We start from the raw sequence: 20883 nt of genomic DNA, 5'->3' as shown, positions 1-20883 counted from the left end.
AAATTCTTCCGTTGAATTATCCAGGATATTCCTGACCAGCCGGGCGAATTTTGAAAGGTAAATACTGGCTTTATCCGGTTTCTCAGTGACGATGAAATTCTGGATGCTGTAAAGCGCATTGAAGAGGAAGTGGGGATTCATTTGGGAGCGGAGAAGCTTTTGTTCGAGGAGGAGCGCTTTCCGGTCCGATCCAAACCGTTTTCGTTGGATTGAGATTATGACAATCAACAAAGCAATCAACACTGCACCGCCAATACCGGTAAATAAAATCCTGGTCTGATTCAGCTTTAAGCGGCGGAGCTCATTGTCCCTAACCAACCCGGCGATCTCCTGCCTTTTTAATTCATCCGCATAATTTGCTTCCAGGCCGATTATCTGCCTGGACAGTTCATCCTGCGACTGTAATTTTTTTTCTTCTTCCATTTTCTTCTGATAATTCAACGCTTGCCTGTAATCACCGATTAATTCATGTAATCTAACCAGGTCTCTAAAACCATCAATCCGCCATGACCTTATCTGGGTAATTCCCCAGATCCTGATAACCGGATCGGAGTGAGAGATCTGGCCGATATTAATCAGAAAAGTATCACTTAAGTTAATCGCCTGACGAAGATACTTTCCGGCACGTTGATAATGACCACGGTCTGTATCTATTTCACCAAGAGTAAAGAGCGCAGCTGCGAGAAGATCATAGCGGTCTGTTTTTTTTAACAAATTAACAGCGAGAAGGCTATGAGAATATCCCATTTCCGGATCATCTGTAATATAGTAATAATATCCGAGGTTCATATGCTCCAGTCCTTCCATGATATTTCTTGTGTTAGTATCCACAAATTTGCTGCATGCTTCAAGGGATTTTAAAAAATAATCCAGTGCTGATGGATCTTTTTTAGCCTGATAGCATAATCCCTGAAAATTATAAAGATCGGGCATCCAATTGGAATCCGGATGACGAATTATATATTCGAGTACCATTCCGTTATATTTAAGGGTACTGTCCATCATTATAATTAAATTTTCAGAAGGGAATGTATTTAATCTATCCAGGGTTTGAGATTCATAAAAATAGGAAAAGGCCAGTGTCCAATAGGCTGAAATGGTAGCAACAGAATCTCCAATCGCAGCATAATTCGATGCAGCGCGTTTGTAATAGGCAGTCATTTTACCGGTATTTCGTACATACTGGTTCACCGCACCAAGCTGGATCAGCAAATTGCCGATGTCTTTTGACGGCTCATAAGGCTCAAGTATTCGTAAGGCGGAAAGATAGTTCGTCAGCGCATTTTTTATATCGGCATTGAAGTAATAGCTGTTCCCAAGATTAAAGGTGGCTATTCCTTTCCCAATGGCATAGTCCAGCTGTTCCGACATACTGAGAGCTTCAGTGGCGTATTGAAAGCTGGAATCGAAACTGCGCGGCGCAAGCTGAAGGGCAAGCTGGTTCAGGATATTCACTTTATCGGTTCCCGCAGCATCAGGGAGTAAAACAAACAAGCTGTCAACAGTTTTCTGACGGGTCTGATTTGGGATCTGGCCTGCTGTCAAAAGGCTCAGAAAGATGAACAATAAAATAAAAAGAGGGTGTTTAAATGTCATTACGCTTCGCTGTCAGCCCTCACCCTTTCTCCCTCCCCCAGTTGGGGGAGGGATGGGGAGGGGGCTATAGTTTATCAAATAACTCCAAAAGTTCTTCCCTTTTCCTGAATGAAACAGGTACTTTCTCGCCGCTTGTCAGGATAATATATCCACCTTCCTGCTTCTCAAACCGGATTATGTGCGACAGGTTGATCAGGTATGACTTATGAACACGGTAAAAACCGCTTTCGCTGAGCATATCATCAAATTCACGGAGTATTTTTGAGATCAGTATTTTTTCGCCTCCTGTTGTATGGATAACCGTGTAACAGCCATCCGATTCACAAAAGGTGATGTTTTGCATCTCGACCAGGTGGACGTTTTCCTGCGTCTTTAAAACGATTTTCTTTTTCTGCCGGAGGTCGGTTCTGAGGTTTTCCTCTAAAGCCTGGAGCTGTGTGGTAAAATGATCCTGTATAAGAGTTTCGGCATGCTTCACCGCCTCGATGAGTTCCTCAGGATTGACAGGCTTGAGCAGGAAATCCACTGCCGCAAACCGGAATGCCTGGACAGCATATTTCTCGTAGGCCGTGATGAAGATAACCTTAAAATCGATGGAATCGCATAGCCTGATCAGGTCGAATCCTGATCCGTCGTCCATTTTGATATCAAGCAATACGAGCTGGGGATGAAGCTCACGGATGGCTTTAAGCCCGCTGGCCACGCTACCGGCTTCACCTATCAGTTTAACCTGCGGGCAATGCACAGTCAGCAACCTGGCGAGGGTTTCACGGGCATGGGCTTCGTCGTCGATAATGACCGTCCGCAACATTTCCTGGCTTGAATTTTTTTCAAATATAGGTAAATTCATGGCGTAGTGCAATAGATTGGATATTAATAGCCAATTGTTTTTCTCACTTCGTTACATCGCTACTTTACAACCACCATCTTTCCGGTTGACGGTTGACGGTTGACGGTTGACGATAGACGATAGAAATATACACCTGCTTGGCATCCAGTCATGATTAATGTGATACTCTGTTTGCCGGGCTGCGCCTGCCTTGTTATTTCGCTGAAAACCTGTCTCCCCATCATGTCATAAAGGGTGAACGTTAAATCCTGAGGTTTCGATAAGGTGAAAGAAACGATGAGGAAATCCCTAACCGGATTAGGCATGATACTCACATCAGATAATTCTGAGACAGGCAGTTCCTTGTCATCCACCCCGGCGTACACATCAAAATATTCGAGTATCCGCTTCATGAGTTCGTACCGGTGAACCAATAACCTGATTCCCTCAAAGCCGAAGCCCAGAAAAACCGTTTTGTAAGTGCTATTCTCAAAACGAATCCCTGCAGGGTACGCGCTCATACCGTTGTACCGCAAGCAGACTTCACCGCTATTAACAGGATTAAGAGCGCTTTGGGAGTATTGATTGTTAAGTCCGTCTCCCTCATTAAGTTGAAATAACAAACCATCACTCAGGGGATCTCCGGCAATACCAGAAACAATATAGTAAGTGACATTAGATTTATGGTTTGCATGCAGGTAATCATTCATAAATACTGTGTTTCCAATTTCATCGCTGATGTTCTGGCCTGTCATGAACAATCTTCCGCCATGGTTCAGGTAAGCTATCAGGGCATTCTGATTTGTTTCATTTACGGTGCTGTCTTCGTCATATCCGGTGTACCAGATAACTGCAGGAAAATTCTTTAAGAATGTGGTATCAGGATTGCCGTTTACATCAATATCCCAATTGTGTGTGGTATATCCGAGGCTATCCAGTACATCCAGGTAAAACCGCTGGGAATTCAGGACATCCCTTTCATCCTTTACCAGGAGAACGTCTGCCTGGCCTGCAAACAACTGGAAATGAATAATATCAGTTGTATTATTATAGTGAATCTCCAGTTCCATAGCAACGGGATGCGGATTCTGAAAGCCAGTCACCTGGAACTGGAAAGGTTGATCCTGATTGCTTGCATTTTCTCCGGATGCCATATTACCCAATGATGCAACCGTATCCATGAGCTGGAAACAGGGATCATTGCATCGCAGGGTTACCGAAACGTTGTCAGCAGGATTCATATAAACATTCTTTACACCGATGACAAGTTCAGCCAGGTCTCCAGGTTCAAGTATACCATCCTCACCGGTATCAGATGTTTCTATTGATGATACGAAAAACTCCGAAAATGTTCTCGCATGCCAGTGCATAATTTCCCTCAAAAGATCTGTAAGTGCTTCTTGGTCCCACCATAAATCTGTATTTATGAAAATAGTTCCACCCCATTTTTGCAATTTATGATAAAACATCATAGTCGTACAACCATTATCCCCACCATCATGGCCCCAGGTGTCAAATGACGGTGTGTATATCCAGAAGAATCCATAAGGTAAATAGTCACCATAGACATTGACTGTATCCTGGATAGTCGTCATCATTTCTACTGTTATCGAATCCAGAATGTGCTTATTATTATAAGCACCATAGTTAGCAAACATGCTGATAAAATTTGCGAATTCAACGGCATTCGATTTCAAAAATCCGTCAGGGTAATCTGGTTTAACAACATGTCCTATTGGCACGGGATTCCCATAATTATACAAATAGGGCATGGCCACTTCCATGGTATCGGTTTCTGCAAGGAACCAACGGCTGCGGTTCATATCAAGCGCGGTAAAAATGCTATCGTTGCAATAATTGTTAAATCCATCCTGATAAACTGCCTCCACGAGATATCCGGCAAGAGTTGCACCGACATTTGAGTAAACAGCATCGGATCCGGGAAGAGTGTTAAAATAATTACTTGGATAGTAATATTGTCCCCCAACATCAAGGTAGTTATAACAGAATTCCTGAAGAGTAACTTCAGGATCACCAAGAATATTAAACATTGTATAAATGAAATCCTGGTCTCTTATTGATGATGAATGCGTCATCAACATATACGGAGTGATGCTGGAAGAAGGATAATTAGGATTAATCACCTCAAATGGAAGGTACTGGTTGATGTCCCTGTAAAGATCAACGAGTCCTTTCTCAATCATCTGATTAAGTGCGGTCGCAACAACGGATTTTGAAATAGAGGCCAGCATAAAGAGGGTGGAGTCATCGACCGGTATCTGTTGTTCGATGTATGACCATCCGTAGTTATGTTTCCATGCCAGGGCACCGTCATGCAGTATCCCGATCTGAACACCAGGGATGTTGTACTGATCCATCTGCCATTCGATGAAGGCGTTGAAATTATCGGGATTCACAGGAGTATAGTCCCGATTTGTCTGTGCCCCGATGTTCATAGCAAGGACAAGAGTGATTGATAAAGAGCAGATCAGTTTTTTCATAGAATTATTGTTTTTATAACTTCGATACGTCGCTACATCGTTACTTCGTTACTTGACTATAACCACTTTTCCGGTTGACAGTTGGCTGTTGACGGTTGACGATAGACGATAGAAATATACTCCGGCAGGCATATCAGCGGCATTCCATTGCACCTGGTACGTGCCTTTGGTTTGTTGTTCATTCACCAGCACTGCAATCTCCTGGCCCGTGAGGTTTAAGATGGTTAAAGTAACTGACGCGTCTTCTTCAAGCTGATATTCAAAGCTGGTCGAATGGCTAAAAGGATTGGGAAATACAGTAAATCTTTTTTCGAACATCACCTCCTCCAGACCAATTGACTCACAAGCTGCCCACACTTCTGATTGGTTGTTGCAACCAGTTGCATTAGCACTAATTACAATAATTCCACCAGGATTTGCCAAATAATTACAGATGCTTTGCACTTCACAGGCTGATAATAAATAATTACAAATTATATGAAGGTTAACAATAGATCCTGCATCAATATTATCCAATCCCGTTAGGCTGGTCAGGACGGGATTGCCATAATTAAGTTCTCCAATCTTAAGGTTTCCCCCGATGGAAATCAAACCCTCCAACCCGGTCAGGCTGGTAAGGGCTTCATTCCACCAAATCCGAAGGTCTCCATCGATAAAAGTCAATCCTTCCAGTCCTGTCAGGCTGGTTAATGTGTCATTATGGCAAATTTCAAGGTCTTCTCCGATGGAAATCAAATTGTCTAATCCCGTCATACTGGTCAGGGCGGGATTACCGCCAATACTTCCTATCATAAGGCTTCCACCGATGGAAGTCACCACACTTAATTCGTCGAGGTTCCTAATATCATTTCCATTGATTATCATATTGCCCCCTAATTCTGTACAATTGGGATAAATAGTCTGAAAATTATCAACATCGGCTTGTGATGAAAAATAATAGTTACCGTAAGGCAGGCACGGTGAAGAAATCCCGCAGGCATTTGCTACTTCTATAGCACTGTTGCAGCCAATAGAATTATTATAAATATCAACTCTACCATTGGGACTGACTAAATAATTACAAATACTTTGTACTTCACAGCTAAATAATAAGCTGTTATGATAGATATACAAACTGTCGATAGAACCGGCATTAATGTTATCCAACCCCCTCAGGCTGGTCAGGGCATCATTGTATTCAATATTAAGGTCTCCCCCGATGGAAGTCAATCCCTCCAGCCCCGTCAAGTTGTACAGGGCGTCGTTGTATTCAATAGAAAGGTCGCCTCCGGTAGAAGTCAATCCTTCTAATCCTGTCAGACTGGTCAGGGCTGGATTGCCACCAAAATCGGAATTTCCAATTATTAGAGATCCGCCAATAGAAGTCAGATTGTTCAATCCAGTGAGGCTGGTCAAAGCGGTGTTGTCCACAATAACAAATCCAAGCCCGTCACTTTCACCGATGGAAGTCAAATCCTCCAGTCCTGTAAGACTAGTAAGGATCTCGGTTCCATTAATAATTAGATCACCACCGATAGAAGTCAAACTTTCAAGCCCCGTAAGACTGATCAGGGCATTATTATAACCGGTATAATAATAAATAACAAGGTCTCCCCCGATGGAAGTCACATTGTCCAGCCCTGTTAAATTTGTCAAACTGTAGTTGTCCCAAATCCCAAGGTTTCCCCCGATGGAAGTCAAGCCCTCCAGCCCTGTGAAGTTGGTCAGGGCGTCGTTGTAACCTATAGAAAGTCCTCCCCCGATTGAAACCAAATTGCCCAGCACCGATAAACTGGTGAGAGCAGGGTTGGACGCTATGGAAAGGTATCCCCCGATGGAAGTCACTTTCTCGAACCCCTCCAGGCTGGTAAGGGCGTATTCATCAAGAATCTCAAAATCACCCCCGATGGAAGTCAAATTGTCCAATCCCTTCAGATTGGTCAGGGCGTAGTGGTTTCCATTAATAACAAGGTTTCCTATGATTGAAGTCAAACCCTCAAGTCCTTCCAGGTTGATCAGGTTGGGATTGCCATGGATCCTAAGGCGTTCTCCGATGTAAGTCAAATTGTTCAATCCCATCAGATTGGTCAGTGCGTAGTTACTGGAAATAGTAAGATCTCCCCCGACGGATGCCAAATTATCCAGCCCCGTCAGGCTGATCAGGGCGTAATTGGAAAAGATTGTAAGGTCTCCTCCTATGGAAGTTAATACACTTAATCCGTTGAGATTGGTGATATTATAAAATTCAGGGGAAACTCCAATTTGTACATCCCCTTCTATTTCTGTGCAGCCAGGATAATTGACCTGGAAACTATCTATCTGGGCCTGGGTTTCAAATACGATGCCTTCGGGCAGGCAGGATTGAGATAAAACGATATTGTGACCGGCAGCCACTAATGCGAGTAATAAAAATAATTTTTTCATAGAATTATTGTTTTTTCCACTTCGTTACTTCGTTTCATCGCTACTTTACAACCACCATCTTTCCGGTTGACGGTTGACGGTTGACGGTTGACGATAGACGATAGAAATACACTCCTGACGGCACATCTTCAAGATTCAAAACTGTTTCATGCATTCCTTTTGTCTGGTAGCCTTCCGAATGGTGCCTTATAAGATGACCGGTCAAATCGTAAATGGTGATGCTGACATCAGATCCTTCCAGGAGGTCATAGATCAGCTTTGTCTGGTCACTTGCCGGATTGGGATATACCACATGGAAGAACCGGGAAGTGGGGGTGATTATTTCGTGTTGACCGACGAGCAGGGTCTCATAAGCTCCCATATCCCATTCATTATCCAACGGACGTGGCTGACCCAGGATGTCATATTCAGGAGCATAGACGTAAGTTCCATTAGACAATATCCTTTCTGTCCCGGATTCAATACATGGGCTGGAAGGATCAAGTGTGAGTAAAATGTCGTCACTAAACTGCGGAGGTTCGAACATATTTCCTCCGTCATCAACATATTCTCCATCTATCCCATCAGGATCGATATTAGAAAAACCAATTTCAGCAGACTCTGAATTAATACTAATCTCCTGTCCTCCTGCGGCAGAATCCTGCCAGAAAATGCAGTTAAAGATCAACGGATCGGCATCAAATGAGCAGATAGCGCCTCCGTAATTAGCAGCACTATTGAAGGAAAAGGTGTTATTGATCAGGATAGCAAGATGATCAACAGATGTATTGTATTTATATAGATAGATCGCTCCCCCTTCATTTTCTGCATGGTTTCCGCTGAACACATTGTTTTGCAATGTCACCTGAACACCGGCTGTTTCAAAAGCAGCGCCTATAATGGATTCATTTTCCAGGAAGTAATTGTTTTCAACCATGACAGGATTATCTAATGCCACATCATTTTGCAGATACAATGCTCCGGATAATGAATTACTTACATTACCTTTGAAAACATTGTTACTTATCACACTTCCGGGATCAGGTGTAAAAACTCCAATTCCTGCAGAACCCCCTTCAGGGGATCCGGATATAAGTGTATTGTAAGCAACCTCATTGTCTGAAAATAATACTTTTACCGCCTGAAACACCCCCCCAGCGCTAATTGCCCAATTATTCTCCGACTCGCACAGGTTATTGATAATGATGTTATGCTGTACGATGGCTGTTACAAGGTTTGTCCAGACCGGATCTCTTGCGCAGAGAAAGGCGGCTCCGGCCGCGATACTATTCGCTGCACCTGTGCAGGTGTTATTGGAGATGGTGTTATTAGTGATTCGGGCATTATAACAAACGACTAACCCTGCTCCGTCCGATTCTACGCTACCTGAATAGCAGGAATTGTAGTCAATTAAATTATGATCAATAATTATCCAATGATCAGCCATATTAAACTCGCAGGAAAGTCCGGCACCCGCTACGATCTGCGCGCTGCCCGGAATGGTGTAAGTCAAATGGTTCTCGGTGATATGATTGTGAATAATCATAGCCCCCGAATTTGAAATAAATACCCCTCCGCCTGCCCTGAAATCAGAACCGGCTGCGATGTATTGGGTTCCCATTCCTTGTGTAATTGTGAATCCACAGAGAATGGACGTGGTATCTTCACCGGATACGAAATATACCACTGAAGAACTGTCCGTATTGGTCAGTTGGCTTCCGTCGATAATGGTATTGCTGATATGGCTGGTATCGCCATCCATAAGAAATTCACTGGCCACCGTCAGTGGCTTTTTGCCAAGGAAGTTGATCTGTTCATAGTAGGTTCCATCGGATACCAGAACGGTATCACCGAAGTTTGCGGCGTTGATCCCTTGCTGGATCGTCGGATAATCGCCTGGCACATGGATGACCTGTGCTTGCAATGCAGCCGCCATCGCTAAGCTGCAGATAAGAAGTAAAAGTTTTTTCATAGGATTATTGTTTTTATTCCTCTTGAGAGGTGGTTATCTAGTTTTAATTGTTCTTTAACCGCAGGACGCAGGCTATAATCTCTTTTGGGACTCAAACCGCGCAGCGGTTGGAGTCCCTTTCTTTGCGACCTCTGTGAATCCTCTGCGCTCTCTGCAGTTTCAAAAAAATTAATATATCTTAAATCAATTTTTCATTTCGTTACATCGCCACATCGCTACTTTACAACCACCACCTTACCGATTGTCGATTGTCGATTGTCGATTTTCGATAGCCGATATAAATACACTCCAGTAGGTATATCTTCGGCATTCCAACGCACCTGATGCATACCTGCGGATTGATGCCCATTGACCAACATTTCGATTTGCTGTCCGAGATGGTTGAAAATCGTCAATGTAACCGTCATGGGTTCTTCCAGTTCATACTCAAAAGTTGTGTAATCACTAAATGGATTAGGATAACTGCCGACTGCCGACTGCCGACTGTCGACTCCCGGATTATCAATCCCTACCGGTATCGATCCATATTCATACGCTCCCATATCCACGACCGCAATCCCATCCCCATCGCCGTCCCAGATACGGTAATTTCCAATAATATCCCATGGCGGCAGGTTCAGCCCGGTAGTATCCGGTGTGCCGGCATCAATGCAGGGAGAGCCATCAGATAAAGAATAGGGATGTTCTCCGCTATTGATAAACAGGGGATCTTCATCGATGTTGCCTTCCAGCCAGTTGATAGTCCCATTGTTGTTGGTTACAATTCCGGCTTCACCCCCTTTTAAATCAGAATTAGATATTGTTATGGAATTTGGAAGGCCATAAGGATAGAAATAAATTTCCGGCAATGAATCATCATACATAATAGTATTGATCATGGTAACATTACCACCTTCATAACATAAAATTTCATTACTCCCATCTGATGAATTTCCTGCAATAGTAACATTTTTGAGAACGGAATATGAAGAATAAGTACATCTAATCGCTCCCCCGAAGTTACCCACGATAATCGTATTTTCCAGTGTGGCGCTGGAACTGTAACCAAATAGAAGAACAGCCCCTCCTCCAGACGAATTTCCAAGGAAAGTGACATTTTCAAGCGAAGGACTTGAGGCCATACAATGAATCCCGCTGCCCAATGAAGCTGAATTACCTGTGAGAGTACCATCTATTAGAATTGGGTTTGAATTCAGACAATCAATCCCACCACCAATACTTGCCGAATTGTCTCTAATGGTAATATTTTCCAGGGTGGGGTTGGATAAGAAACAAGAAATACCTCCGCCGTGGTTTGAAGCCGAGTTACCCGTTATCGTCACATTTGTCAGAGAGGGACTTGAATTATCAAAATATATCCCGCCACCTCTGTCATCAGTAAATCCGCCCGTGATAGTCACTCCTGAAAGATGGGTAGAATTATTATTACTAAATTGAATAACCGTGGATGTACTGTCTGCATCAAGGATAACCAATGATTCTGATTCTCCCTCAAGATTAATGCTATCTGGAATACTAACCGGAAAATACTCACCGTTGGATGATGGGCTGTATTGGCCTTCAAGCAGATAGATCGTATTTTGGGGAAGAATGATGTTTAAGGCGTGATGGATGGTTTTCAGCGGATCGCCGGTTGTAAGTCCACTATTATTGTCATCCCCGGAGGGTGAGATAAACAGGTTGGCATTCGCTTGCTCATAATACCCATGAAGGATATCGAATGAGAAGTTGGACAATGGTGAAGCATGAACTGCAGTGGGATTCAGCACAGTAAAGGTGTCAACAATGACATTGAGGAAAGATGTTGCATAAAGGTCATTACCTAGAGGAGCCACATTACAATAAATGTTGCACAGGTCAATGGTGTCAAAAACCAGGCTGGAATTGTCACAATAGATCCCACCGCCTTCACTCCCTGCAGAATTCGCACTAATGGTTATATTAGTCAGTGAAAGGCTGGAATTTGAACAATAAATCCCTCCGGCACAATAATTTGACGAATTATTGTTAAGTGTAATATTTTCCATTGTTAAGTCCGCATAAGCACAATAGATTCCTCCACCTATATTATCAGATGAATTGCCGATTATAGAGACATTTTCCAATGTTAAGCCAGAAGATTCACAACATATCCCTCCACCTCCAAAAGCTGAATTTCCAGTGATGATGACATTTTGCAACATGAGATTAGAATTTTCCGTACAATAAATTCCACCACCCGAATTGTCAGTTATGCTCACATTACTGAGCGTAAGGCTGGAATATAAACAATATATTCCGCCACCGTAGTCAGAAGCCGAATTACCTGTTATGGTCACATTTTCCAGTGAGGATTGGGAGTCATAACAATAAATCCCGCTGCCGTACGAACTTGAACCCCTTGTGATGGTCATGCCTGAAAGGGTATCGGATGCAGTACCATTTATCCGGATGACACCTGCTGTTTCCTCGGCATCAAGGATAACCTCCGACTCTGCAACTCCCACCAGGTTGATATAATCAATTATACTAATTGGGAAATCCTCCCCGGTTGTGGAGGGGCTGTAAGTGCCTTCCTGAAGGTGAATTGTGTTGTGATTTAAACTGTCGGGTAGAATGTAAATTAAGGCCGCCTCTATGGTCTTCAATGGTTCGTCGGCCGTCAGGCCACTGTTAGCATCATTTCCATCAGGTGATACAAACAGGTCGGCATTTAGCTGTTCATGATAGCCGTGCTGAATATCGAAGGAAAAATTTGAAAAAGGAGCAGCAACGTATTCATTGGGATAAAGCACAGTGAATGTATCTACGATCACCTCAAGGAATGTGTCGGAATATAAGTCATTGCCTTCAGTTGCAATGTTCATATAGATATTACACCTATTGAGGCTGTCGAACATTGGTGTGGAATTCGAGCATGAAATTCCACCGCCCTGGTTGGCAGAGTTGCCGGTAATGGTCACATCACTCAATTCAGGACTGGAAGAGCTATTACATATTATCCCGCTTCCATTATTATTGATAATAATCACATCGTGTATGTTTGGGCTGGAATTGCTGCAGGAAATTCCTGCCGTTGATCCATGAGTGATCGTCATGTCTGAAATATTTGAGTGTATGTCGTTTCGAAATTTCAGGACACCGGCGGTATTTTCCGCATCAAGAAAAACTAGTGTGTTCTCAATACCCGCGAGATTGGTATAATCGGGAAAATAAAGAGGAAACTGCTCACCATTCGAAGATGGGCTGTAAGTCCCTTCAAGCAGGTGAATTGTTTTAGGATTCAAGCTGTCAGTCAGGATAATAGAAAAGGCGCAAAAAATGGTTTTCAGCGGATCATCTGTAGTCAAACCTTCATTGTTATCATCTCCGTATGGTGAAACATATAAATCAGCATTTGCCTGGGAATGCATACCGTGCAGGATATCGAATGAGAAATTGGAAATCGGTGCAGCATGAAATTCGGTTGGCACACTCACTGTAAAAGTATCCACGGTCACTTCAATGAAAGAGTTTGAATAGAGGTCATTCCCTTCAGCAGCTCTATTGAAGTAGATATTACAGCGGTTTATGCTATCGAATATCGGGATTGCATTTTGTTCTGAATAAATCCCACCACCATAAACTTCCGATGAATTGTTATAAATGCTCACATTTTTTAATGCCACTCCAGATGCCCATCCAAGATAAATTCCGCCTCCTTCACCCGGATGATATAAAGGACGGGATGAGCTAAAAGTAGAATTACCGGTAATTCTCACATTTGATATTATGGGGCTGGAAGAACTACTACAATATATACCACCTCCACATACACTGTATCCATTTGTGGCCGTGAAACCGCAAAGTAATGCCGTAGAATCTTCCTCATAATAAAAGGCCACCACGCTGCCGGCATGGTTGCCGTCAATAATGGTTTGTGAAATGTAAGATGTATCCTGTGTGGTCAGGAACAGTGAAGCCACAGTGATATTTTTCCCATTAAAGTTGATGTTTTCCACATAGGTTCCGGGGGATACAAGCACGGTATCGCCTACGTTTGCCGTATCAATTGCCTGCTGAATTGTCGTATAATCGGCAGGGACATGGATGACCTGCCCGGATAGCATAGTTGCCGTGAGCAGGAAGGCTGTGAGAATTGTAAGTTTTTTCATAGGATATTTGGTTTTGTTCCTCTTGAGAGGTGTTTGTACAGTTTTAATCTTTCTTTAACCGTAAAGGGTGCAAAGAACGTAGAGGCTGAAATCTCTTTTGGGACTCAAACCGCGGAGCGGTTGGAGTCCCTTTCTTTGCGCCCTCTGCGCATCCTCTGTGTTCTCTGCGGTTTTTAAAAGAGATACTCTCATGTTAATCCATCTTCGGTGTAGGATGGTTAAAATTACATCACCCTGAAACCAGGTATGAATCAGATAAACGAACGTAGGGCTTGGATAAACAAACGTCGGGGATTTTTAAGTTAACGCTCTTGATATTATTCTCCCACGATTTAAATCGTGGGCTAGATAATTTTTGATCTTTGCATTCTCCCACGACTGAAGTCGTGGGTTAGATAAATATTTTGAATTTATGCTCTCGAGTCATATCGGCGAATTCGCTGCATTAGCAACAGCTTTCTTCTGGACTATCACCGCCCTGTCGTTTGAAAGGGCCAGCATACGCGTCGGATCACTGGCTGTCAACCTGTTGCGTATGGCTCTGGCACTGGTGTTCCTGAGCATCTTTTCATATATTCATCGCGGCATCATTTATCCTGTTGATGCATCGGCACATGCCTGGTTCTGGCTCGTCATTTCAGGCCTTGTCGGTTTTGTGTTAGGCGATTATATGCTGTTTGAGTCTTTCACGATCATAGGTTCACGTATTTCCATGCTCATCATGACCCTCGTGCCGCCTATAACAGCCTTTGTGAGCTGGCTGATACTTGGCGAGGTGATGAGCGTTCTCAATTTTATCGGCATGATGATCACCCTTAGCGGCATCGTACTGGTTGTTTTCGGCAGAAGTGGCAATGGTGAAAAGATCAGGTTCCGGCATCCTGTCAGAGGCATATTGCTGGCTTTCGGTGGCGCTGTAGGCCAGGCCGTCGGACTGGTGTTGAGTAAATATGGAATGGCTTCATACGATGCCTTTGCAGCTTCTCAGATACGGGTGACTGCCGGACTCATCGGTTTCGCAGCGATAATTTTGATCTCAGGCCGGTGGTTCAAAATCCGAAATGCCGTCGGAGATAGAAAAGGGATGAGAGCTATACTTCTCGGCTCTTTTTTCGGACCTTTCCTGGGCGTTTCCTTCTCGCTTTTTTCCGTGCAGCATACCGAAGCCGGCATCGCTTCTACAATCATGGCTATGGTACCGGTTTTTATTATTGCTCCTGCAGTAATTATTTTTAAGCAAAAGGTCACGTTGAAGGAAATAATTGGCGCTGTATTAGGAGTAGGGGGGGTAGTAGTTTTTTTTATTTAAATAGCCCACGACTTAAGTCGTGGGTCAATTTTTATTTAGCCCACTCACCCACGACTTAAGTCGTGGGTCATTTAATAATACTCTCTATGACTTTTGGAAACCATTCATATTCCAGTTTATGTATCTTTTGCGCCAGACTCTCCGGGGTATCATCAGGTTCAACCGGACACTTCGCCTGGAAAATAACCTCCCCGGCATCATATTGTTCATTTACATAGTGAATGGAAATGCCCGACTCTTTATCACCCGACTGAATAACAGCCTCATGCACTGACATCCCGTAAAAGCCTTTACCTCCATATTTAGGTAAAAGTGCAGGATGAATGTTGACGATGCGGTTCGGATATGCTTTCAAAATATTGGTCGGTACCAACCATAAAAAGCCTGCCAGCACAATCAGGTCAATGCGATTCTTTTTGAGTATGCCTGTGACCTCATCAGTCTGATAAAACATCTCCTTATTAAAAACAAAAGTGGGGATGTTGAACTTTTTGGCCCTCTCCAGAACATAGGCATCTTTTTTATTGGAAAGAACAAGTTTAATACTGACTTCCACATGATGCTTGAAATATTCGGTAATATTCTCAGCATTAGTGCCGCTGCCGGAAGCAAATATGGCGATGTTTTTCATGAATATTTCGGATTGCTGATTGCAAAATAATAAAATAATTTTTGGTTTTCACCGATAATATTCCGTTCTTTGCAGGCTATTTAACCAAAAAGTTAAAATTATGTCAGACATTGCATCAAGAGTTAAAGCTATCATTGTCGATAAATTGGGTGTTGATGAAAACGAAGTGACACCTGAAGCAAGTTTCACGAATGACTTAGGAGCCGACTCCCTTGATACCGTCGAATTGATCATGGAATTCGAAAAGGAATTCAATATTGCCATCCCGGATGATCAGGCTGAAAAAATCAGTACAGTAGGTGAAGCTATTGCTTACATTGAAAAGAATACTAAATAAGCTATTTTTTTAATGGAATTAAAACGGGTTGTTGTTACCGGGCTTGGTGCACTAACTCCCATAGGCAATACCCATTCAGAATTCTGGGAAGGCCTCATTAAAGGTGTTAACGGTTCTCAGCCTATTACACGTTTTGATACGTCGAACTTCAAGACAAAATTCGCTTGTCAGGTCAAAGGTTTTGAACCTTTGAATTTCTTTGACAGGAAGGATGTGCGCAAGTACGATCTTTACGCCCAGTTCGGATTGGTCTGTGCCGATGAGTCTATTAAAGATGCCGGCCTGGATATAGGTACTCTCAACCTGGACAGAATAGGTGTTATATGGGCTTCAGGTATCGGCGGTATCGAAACCTTCCTCGATGAAGTCACTGCTTACGCTAATGGTGAAGGCATTCCACGTTTTAATCCGTTCTTTATACCTAAAATGATAGTGGATATCGCCGCTGGTCATATATCCATCAAATATGGCTTCAGGGGGCCAAATTTTGCTACTGTATCAGCATGCGCCTCATCAGCCAATGCACTGGTCGATGCGTTCAATTACATCCGTCTCGGTAAAGCCGATGCATTTGTTGCCGGCGGTTCCGAAGCGGCTATCAATCCTCCCGGCATCGGAGGATTCAACGCCATGCACGCCATTTCTACACGCAATGACGATCCGGCAACTGCTTCGCGGCCTTTTGACAAAGATAGGGATGGGTTTGTGTTAGGTGAAGGTGCCGGCGCATTGATTTTTGAAGAGCTTGATCATGCCCTGCGCAGGGGTGCCAGAATTTATGCCGAAGTCGCCGGCGCCGGCATGTCAGCCGACGCTTATCATATGACATCACCTCATCCCGAAGGTCTGGGCGCAAGCAAATCCATGACAAATGCCCTGGAAGACGCCAGCATGAAGCCCACCGATATCGATCATATTAATACGCATGGAACTTCAACGCCTCTCGGCGATATCGCCGAAGCTAAAGCCATAATCGCCTGCTTTGGCGAACAGGCTTACAACATTCATATCAATTCCACAAAATCCATGACTGGTCATCTCCTGGGAGCCGCCGGCGCTGTCGAAGCTATCGCAGCCCTTCTGGCCGTTTATTATGATGCCATTCCCCCAACCATCAATCATTTTTCAGATGACCCGGAAATTGATAACCGTCTGAATTTTACTTTCCATAAGGCGGTTCATTGTTCAGTCCATGCAGCCCTTAGCAATACTTTCGGGTTTGGCGGACATAACGTTTCGGTCATTTTTAAGAAGTTTATACAATAACCTGTTGGATTTGAAAAGCTTCAAACCAGTAAAAATTTATCTTTCCCCCGACAAAGAGCTCTTCAGAACAATAAAAAATATTTTCGGATTTTATCCTGACAATATCTTTTTATACAAACTGGCCTTCCGTCATCGTTCAGCAGCCCAGGAACTGTTTAATGGAGTCAAAGTCAGCAATGAACGTCTTGAATACCTGGGCGACGCGGTACTGAATCTGGTGGTTGCCGATTATCTCTATAAAACATTCCCTTTCAAAGATGAAGGTTTCCTTACTCAAATGCGCTCCAAGATTGTCAGCCGTGCTCAGCTGAATGATTTGTCGCGAAAACTTGGCCTGGACCGCCTCATCCAGAAAAGCCAAAACAGCCTGTCACAGTTCCGGTCTATCGCCGGTGACACATTCGAAGCTTTCATCGGTGCAATGTACTTCGACAGAGGTTATGAGTTTACAAAAAAGATCATCATTAACCGGATCATTAAGTTTCACCTCGATATAGATGAAATCGAAACTATGGATGTAAATCCAAAAAGCACTTTGCTGGAATGGACGCAGAAAATGAAAAAAATGCTCGATTTCAGGGTGATTGAGGAAGTTGGCACAGGCCCACGAAAGCAATATATCGTCGAGGCTTATATCGATGATATTCCATCCGGGAAAGGACAGGACTTTTCTATTAAAGGTGCTGAACAACTGGCCGCCGAAAAGGCATGCAACAGCATTTTTCAAACTGAACCTTGAAAGGAGGCAGAATGGTAAAAAAATTACGGCTTAACATACCGAAAGATTACGGGGATTATTCCATGATCGGCATATCGTGCCACTTGAAAGACTACCGAATAACATTCCTCATCAATAAGCACCTTCATTTTCACTTTAAAAAAGCACTGGATTTTCAATCTATCCCTTTGAAGGGAACAAATCCCCTGAACTATTCATTCTATTATTATCCTGATGAAGACAGAAAAGCAACCTATTTCCTGATATCCAACCACCATCCGGAAAGCAAACTCTTCCCTTCACTCAAACAAACCGATTACTTCCTGCTTGCAGAAGGTGAAAGAACACCTGATGAACAGCGCGAAATGTTAAAAGCACTGGCTTCCATTCCCAATGTTAATGCTGCATTTGCTGTGGATATGTCGGAAGTGAAAAATTTCGGGTACTTTCTTTCCGATCTGGAAATTCATATGATAAACATTCGGAAGCAAATCATCAACGTTTAATAATCGCTGCGCCTGGCTATCATCCTTTCCACCGGGAAAAAGGATTTGCTATAAGATTGACATTATAATATCTGGGATCATGTGTGATTTCTTCGCCGATCCATTCAGGCTTAATAAATATCTGATCCTCTGTGTCCAGCTCTATTTCAGCAATGACCAGGCCTTCATTGTCTCCGATAAATTCATCCACCTCCCATGTAAAGCCCTTATGATCAAAAGTATATCTGTATTTCTCTATCTTCGGCTTCACACATAGATCATTCAGCATCTCCCGGGCATCTCCAACAGGGATCTCATATTCATATTCTTTTCGTGTTGCGCCCTTCGAAATACCCTTGATGGTCAGATAACCCTTTCCATTTGCGATACGGATCCTTATGCTTCTCTCTTTCACTGTGCTGAGGTATCCCTGTTGATAATAGGTGCCTTTTGAGAGATGCCTGTAGTGGTCACCTGTCACCAGAAACTTCCGTTCAATCTCCCTCGGCATAATAAAATTTTTTCGTCTTAAATTTTATGACTGTCGACTGCCGACTGCTAACTGCCTACTTCTTCTCTACTAGCGTCAACTCATCAACAATGTTCTTCGCACCGGCATATTTATCGATGATGAAAAGAACATAACGGATATCGACACAGATGGTCCGCTGGTAATCCGGTTCAAAGGCAATATCACCGCTCATGGCTTCCCAATTGCCGTCGAATGCCAAACCAATAAGCTGCCCATCACCATTGAGCACCGGGCTTCCCGAATTGCCACCCGTAATATCATTATTTGTCAGGAAACAGACATACATGTTGCCATTTTGCCCATACCGTCCATAATCTCTGGCTTCGTAAAGTTTTTTTAACTTCTCAGGCACTATGAACTCGCTATTGGAGGGGTCCTCTTTTTGCATGACCCCGAAAAGGGTGGTCTGGTAATCATAATGTACAGCATCTGCTGGATAATAATCCAGTACCTGCCCATATGTCATACGCATGGTCGAATTTGCATCAGGATAAAACTTTTTATCCGGCTGCATCTCTCTTAATCCGGCCATATATAACCGTTCACACTTGCTCCGCGTGTCAGTTATCACATCCATATTCGACATGGTTTTGGTAAAGAAGTTGGAGAATGCAAACATCAGAGCATACACAGGATCATTTGAAATAGCTTTCGCACTATGCTTTGAAAGCAATGCATTGATTTTTTCCCTGTTCACGAATATGGACTTTTCAAATGCCTGGGCTGCAAATTTTTTAAACTCACCTTTATATTTGGCAGCTAAACGGATAAATTCCTCCGGCTTGAAGTTTTCCGGCACGTCACTGTCATACATGGTGAGCATGGATGCCATGATTCTTTTGTCAGTAGGCAAGTTATAATCCTTGAAAAACCGTTCTGCCTGGCCTTGCAAAGGCTTGATCAGTTCCGTGACTTTTTCCTGATCGGGATTCTTCTCCATGAGTGCATTTTTCAGTGAGGTAAAACCCGAAGAGAAGGTCATGGCTTCACACCCTCTGACAGCTTCTGTATAATATATTCTGAAAAAGTCGAATTCCTTTTGTTCTTTGAAAGCCTGCTCCAGCTGAGTCAGAATAGTGCCGTATTTTGCTTTTCTTTCAGGAGTGGCAAGAGCCCAAGTCTTGAACTGATCTTCCTGTTCTCTTTTTCTGTCAGCAATTTTGAGCCTTTTTAATCCCTTTGTCTGCCCGATATAATACTTCCAGTAATTCGACACACGGGCATATTTGGAAGCATATTGAATCCTGACCTGATCACTGGCATCCATATCGGCTTTGTAAATATCCAGCTTCTCCTGGCGGATTTTGACAATGGTTGGATTATTCTGTTCCACTGCCAGTGTTACTCCATATGAAGTCAGATAACGATTGGTGCCTCCGGGATAACCCAGAATCATGGCAAAATCATCCTTTTCAACGCCATCAAGTGAAATAGGCAGGTAATACTTTGGTTTGAGTGGAATGTTGTCTTTGGAATATTCAGCGGGTTTTCCGTCAGGTGCTGAGTATATCCTGAAAAGTGAGAAATCAGCGGTATGGCGTGGCCACATCCAGTTATCCGTGTCACCGCCATAATTTCCAATCGAAGTAGGGGGGGCTCCAACCAATCGCACATCTTTGTATACCGTATAAACAAAGAGATAATATTCATTGCCTTTATAAAAGCTTCTTACTGATGCATCATATGGCGTTCCTTCTGTGGCCTCCCTGATGATCACCTTATTGATTTCTTCTATCTTCTTGCCTCGCTCCTTTTCAGTCATCTGATCATTGACTTCATTCAGTACCCGCTGCGATACGTCTTCAATCCTGATGAGAAATCTAGCTGTCAATCCATCAATAGGAAGCTCTTCCTCCTTTGAACCGGCCCAGAATCCCTCGGTCAGGTAATCATGTTCAACAGAACTTTGCGACTGGATCGATCCGTAACCGCAGTGATGATTTGTAATGATCAAACCGGAAGGCGAGATAACCTCGCCGGTACATCCCCCGCCAAACTGAATAATAGCATCTTTCAGGCTCGAATTATTTACACTGTATATTTCTTCAGGCGTGAGGTTCAGTCCCATCTTTTGCATGTCAGTATAATTCAGCCGGTCGATGAATAACATCAGCCACATGCCTTCATCTGCCCTGAGTGAATTCAGAAGGCCGGTAAAAAAAATAAAATAACAAATGAGTGTTTTTTTCATA

14 protein-coding genes are annotated in these 20883 nt (G+C 43.3%); 5 read left to right on the top strand and 9 right to left on the bottom strand.

Annotated features, from left to right (window positions below):
- The 6 genes from NT175_12370 to NT175_12345 all read right to left on the bottom strand — a co-directional run.
- The coding region (locus tag NT175_12370) for a histidine kinase (GenBank protein ID MCX6235489.1) at positions 1–1596 on the bottom strand (1596 nt) is incomplete at its 3' end.
- 64 nt (positions 1597–1660) lie between these two features.
- Complete coding sequence (locus NT175_12365) at positions 1661–2446, bottom strand: LytTR family DNA-binding domain-containing protein (GenBank protein ID MCX6235488.1); 786 nt, start codon at positions 2444–2446, stop codon at positions 1661–1663.
- A gap of 59 nt (positions 2447–2505) precedes the next feature.
- Positions 2506–4926 carry a serine hydrolase gene (locus NT175_12360; GenBank protein MCX6235487.1) on the bottom strand — a complete coding sequence of 807 codons (2421 nt, stop codon included), beginning with the start codon at positions 4924–4926 and terminating at the stop codon, positions 2506–2508.
- 48 nt (positions 4927–4974) lie between these two features.
- Entirely contained in the window at positions 4975–7329 is a 2355-nt protein-coding gene (locus NT175_12355; GenBank protein ID MCX6235486.1) for a T9SS type A sorting domain-containing protein, read from the bottom strand.
- 40 nt (positions 7330–7369) lie between these two features.
- Positions 7370–9280 (bottom strand): T9SS type A sorting domain-containing protein, encoded by a 1911-nt coding sequence (locus NT175_12350; protein MCX6235485.1) that lies wholly within the window; start codon positions 9278–9280, stop codon positions 7370–7372.
- Positions 9281–9495: 215 nt separating this feature from the next.
- A complete protein-coding gene (locus NT175_12345; GenBank protein ID MCX6235484.1) occupies positions 9496–13413 on the bottom strand; it encodes a DUF1565 domain-containing protein in 3918 nt (1305 codons plus the stop codon).
- Between the two features lie 412 nt (positions 13414–13825).
- Between NT175_12345 and NT175_12340 the strand changes: the two genes are divergently transcribed.
- Positions 13826–14722, top strand: a complete 897-nt coding sequence (locus NT175_12340) for a DMT family transporter (protein MCX6235483.1) — start codon at positions 13826–13828, stop codon at positions 14720–14722.
- 67 nt (positions 14723–14789) lie between these two features.
- On the opposite strand, the gene purN is transcribed toward NT175_12340, so the two are convergent.
- Positions 14790–15353 (bottom strand): phosphoribosylglycinamide formyltransferase, encoded by a 564-nt coding sequence (purN, locus tag NT175_12335; protein ID MCX6235482.1) that lies wholly within the window; start codon positions 15351–15353, stop codon positions 14790–14792.
- Positions 15354–15453: 100 nt separating this feature from the next.
- On the opposite strand from purN, the gene NT175_12330 reads away from it, so the two are divergent.
- The 4 genes from NT175_12330 to NT175_12315 are packed head-to-tail and all read left to right on the top strand — an operon-like array spanning position 15454 to position 18180.
- The gene (locus NT175_12330; protein MCX6235481.1) at positions 15454–15690 is read left to right on the top strand and encodes an acyl carrier protein; all 237 of its coding nucleotides are present in this window, start codon (positions 15454–15456) and stop codon (positions 15688–15690) included.
- Between the two features lie 12 nt (positions 15691–15702).
- Positions 15703–16956 (top strand): beta-ketoacyl-ACP synthase II, encoded by a 1254-nt coding sequence (fabF, locus tag NT175_12325; GenBank protein MCX6235480.1) that lies wholly within the window; start codon positions 15703–15705, stop codon positions 16954–16956.
- Positions 16957–16966: 10 nt separating this feature from the next.
- The gene (gene rnc / locus NT175_12320; protein ID MCX6235479.1) at positions 16967–17695 is read left to right on the top strand and encodes a ribonuclease III; all 729 of its coding nucleotides are present in this window, start codon (positions 16967–16969) and stop codon (positions 17693–17695) included.
- An 11-nt stretch (positions 17696–17706) separates the two neighbouring features.
- Positions 17707–18180, top strand: a complete 474-nt coding sequence (locus NT175_12315; GenBank protein MCX6235478.1) for an IPExxxVDY family protein — start codon at positions 17707–17709, stop codon at positions 18178–18180.
- Between the two features lie 19 nt (positions 18181–18199).
- Here NT175_12315 and NT175_12310 read toward each other — a convergent pair whose 3' ends face one another.
- Positions 18200–18670, bottom strand: coding sequence for a CYTH domain-containing protein (locus tag NT175_12310; protein ID MCX6235477.1), 471 nt, complete (start codon positions 18668–18670; stop codon positions 18200–18202).
- Positions 18671–18725: 55 nt separating this feature from the next.
- Positions 18726–20882 (bottom strand): S46 family peptidase, encoded by a 2157-nt coding sequence (locus NT175_12305; protein ID MCX6235476.1) that lies wholly within the window; start codon positions 20880–20882, stop codon positions 18726–18728.
- Position 20883: the final 1 nt, after the last annotated feature.

This window comes from Bacteroidota bacterium, from assembly GCA_026391695.1.
GTDB lineage: Bacteria > Bacteroidota > Bacteroidia > Bacteroidales > JAGONC01 > JAPLDP01.
The sequence above is the reverse complement of the archived record's forward strand: the minus strand, read 5'-3'. Positions and strand labels throughout refer to the sequence as shown.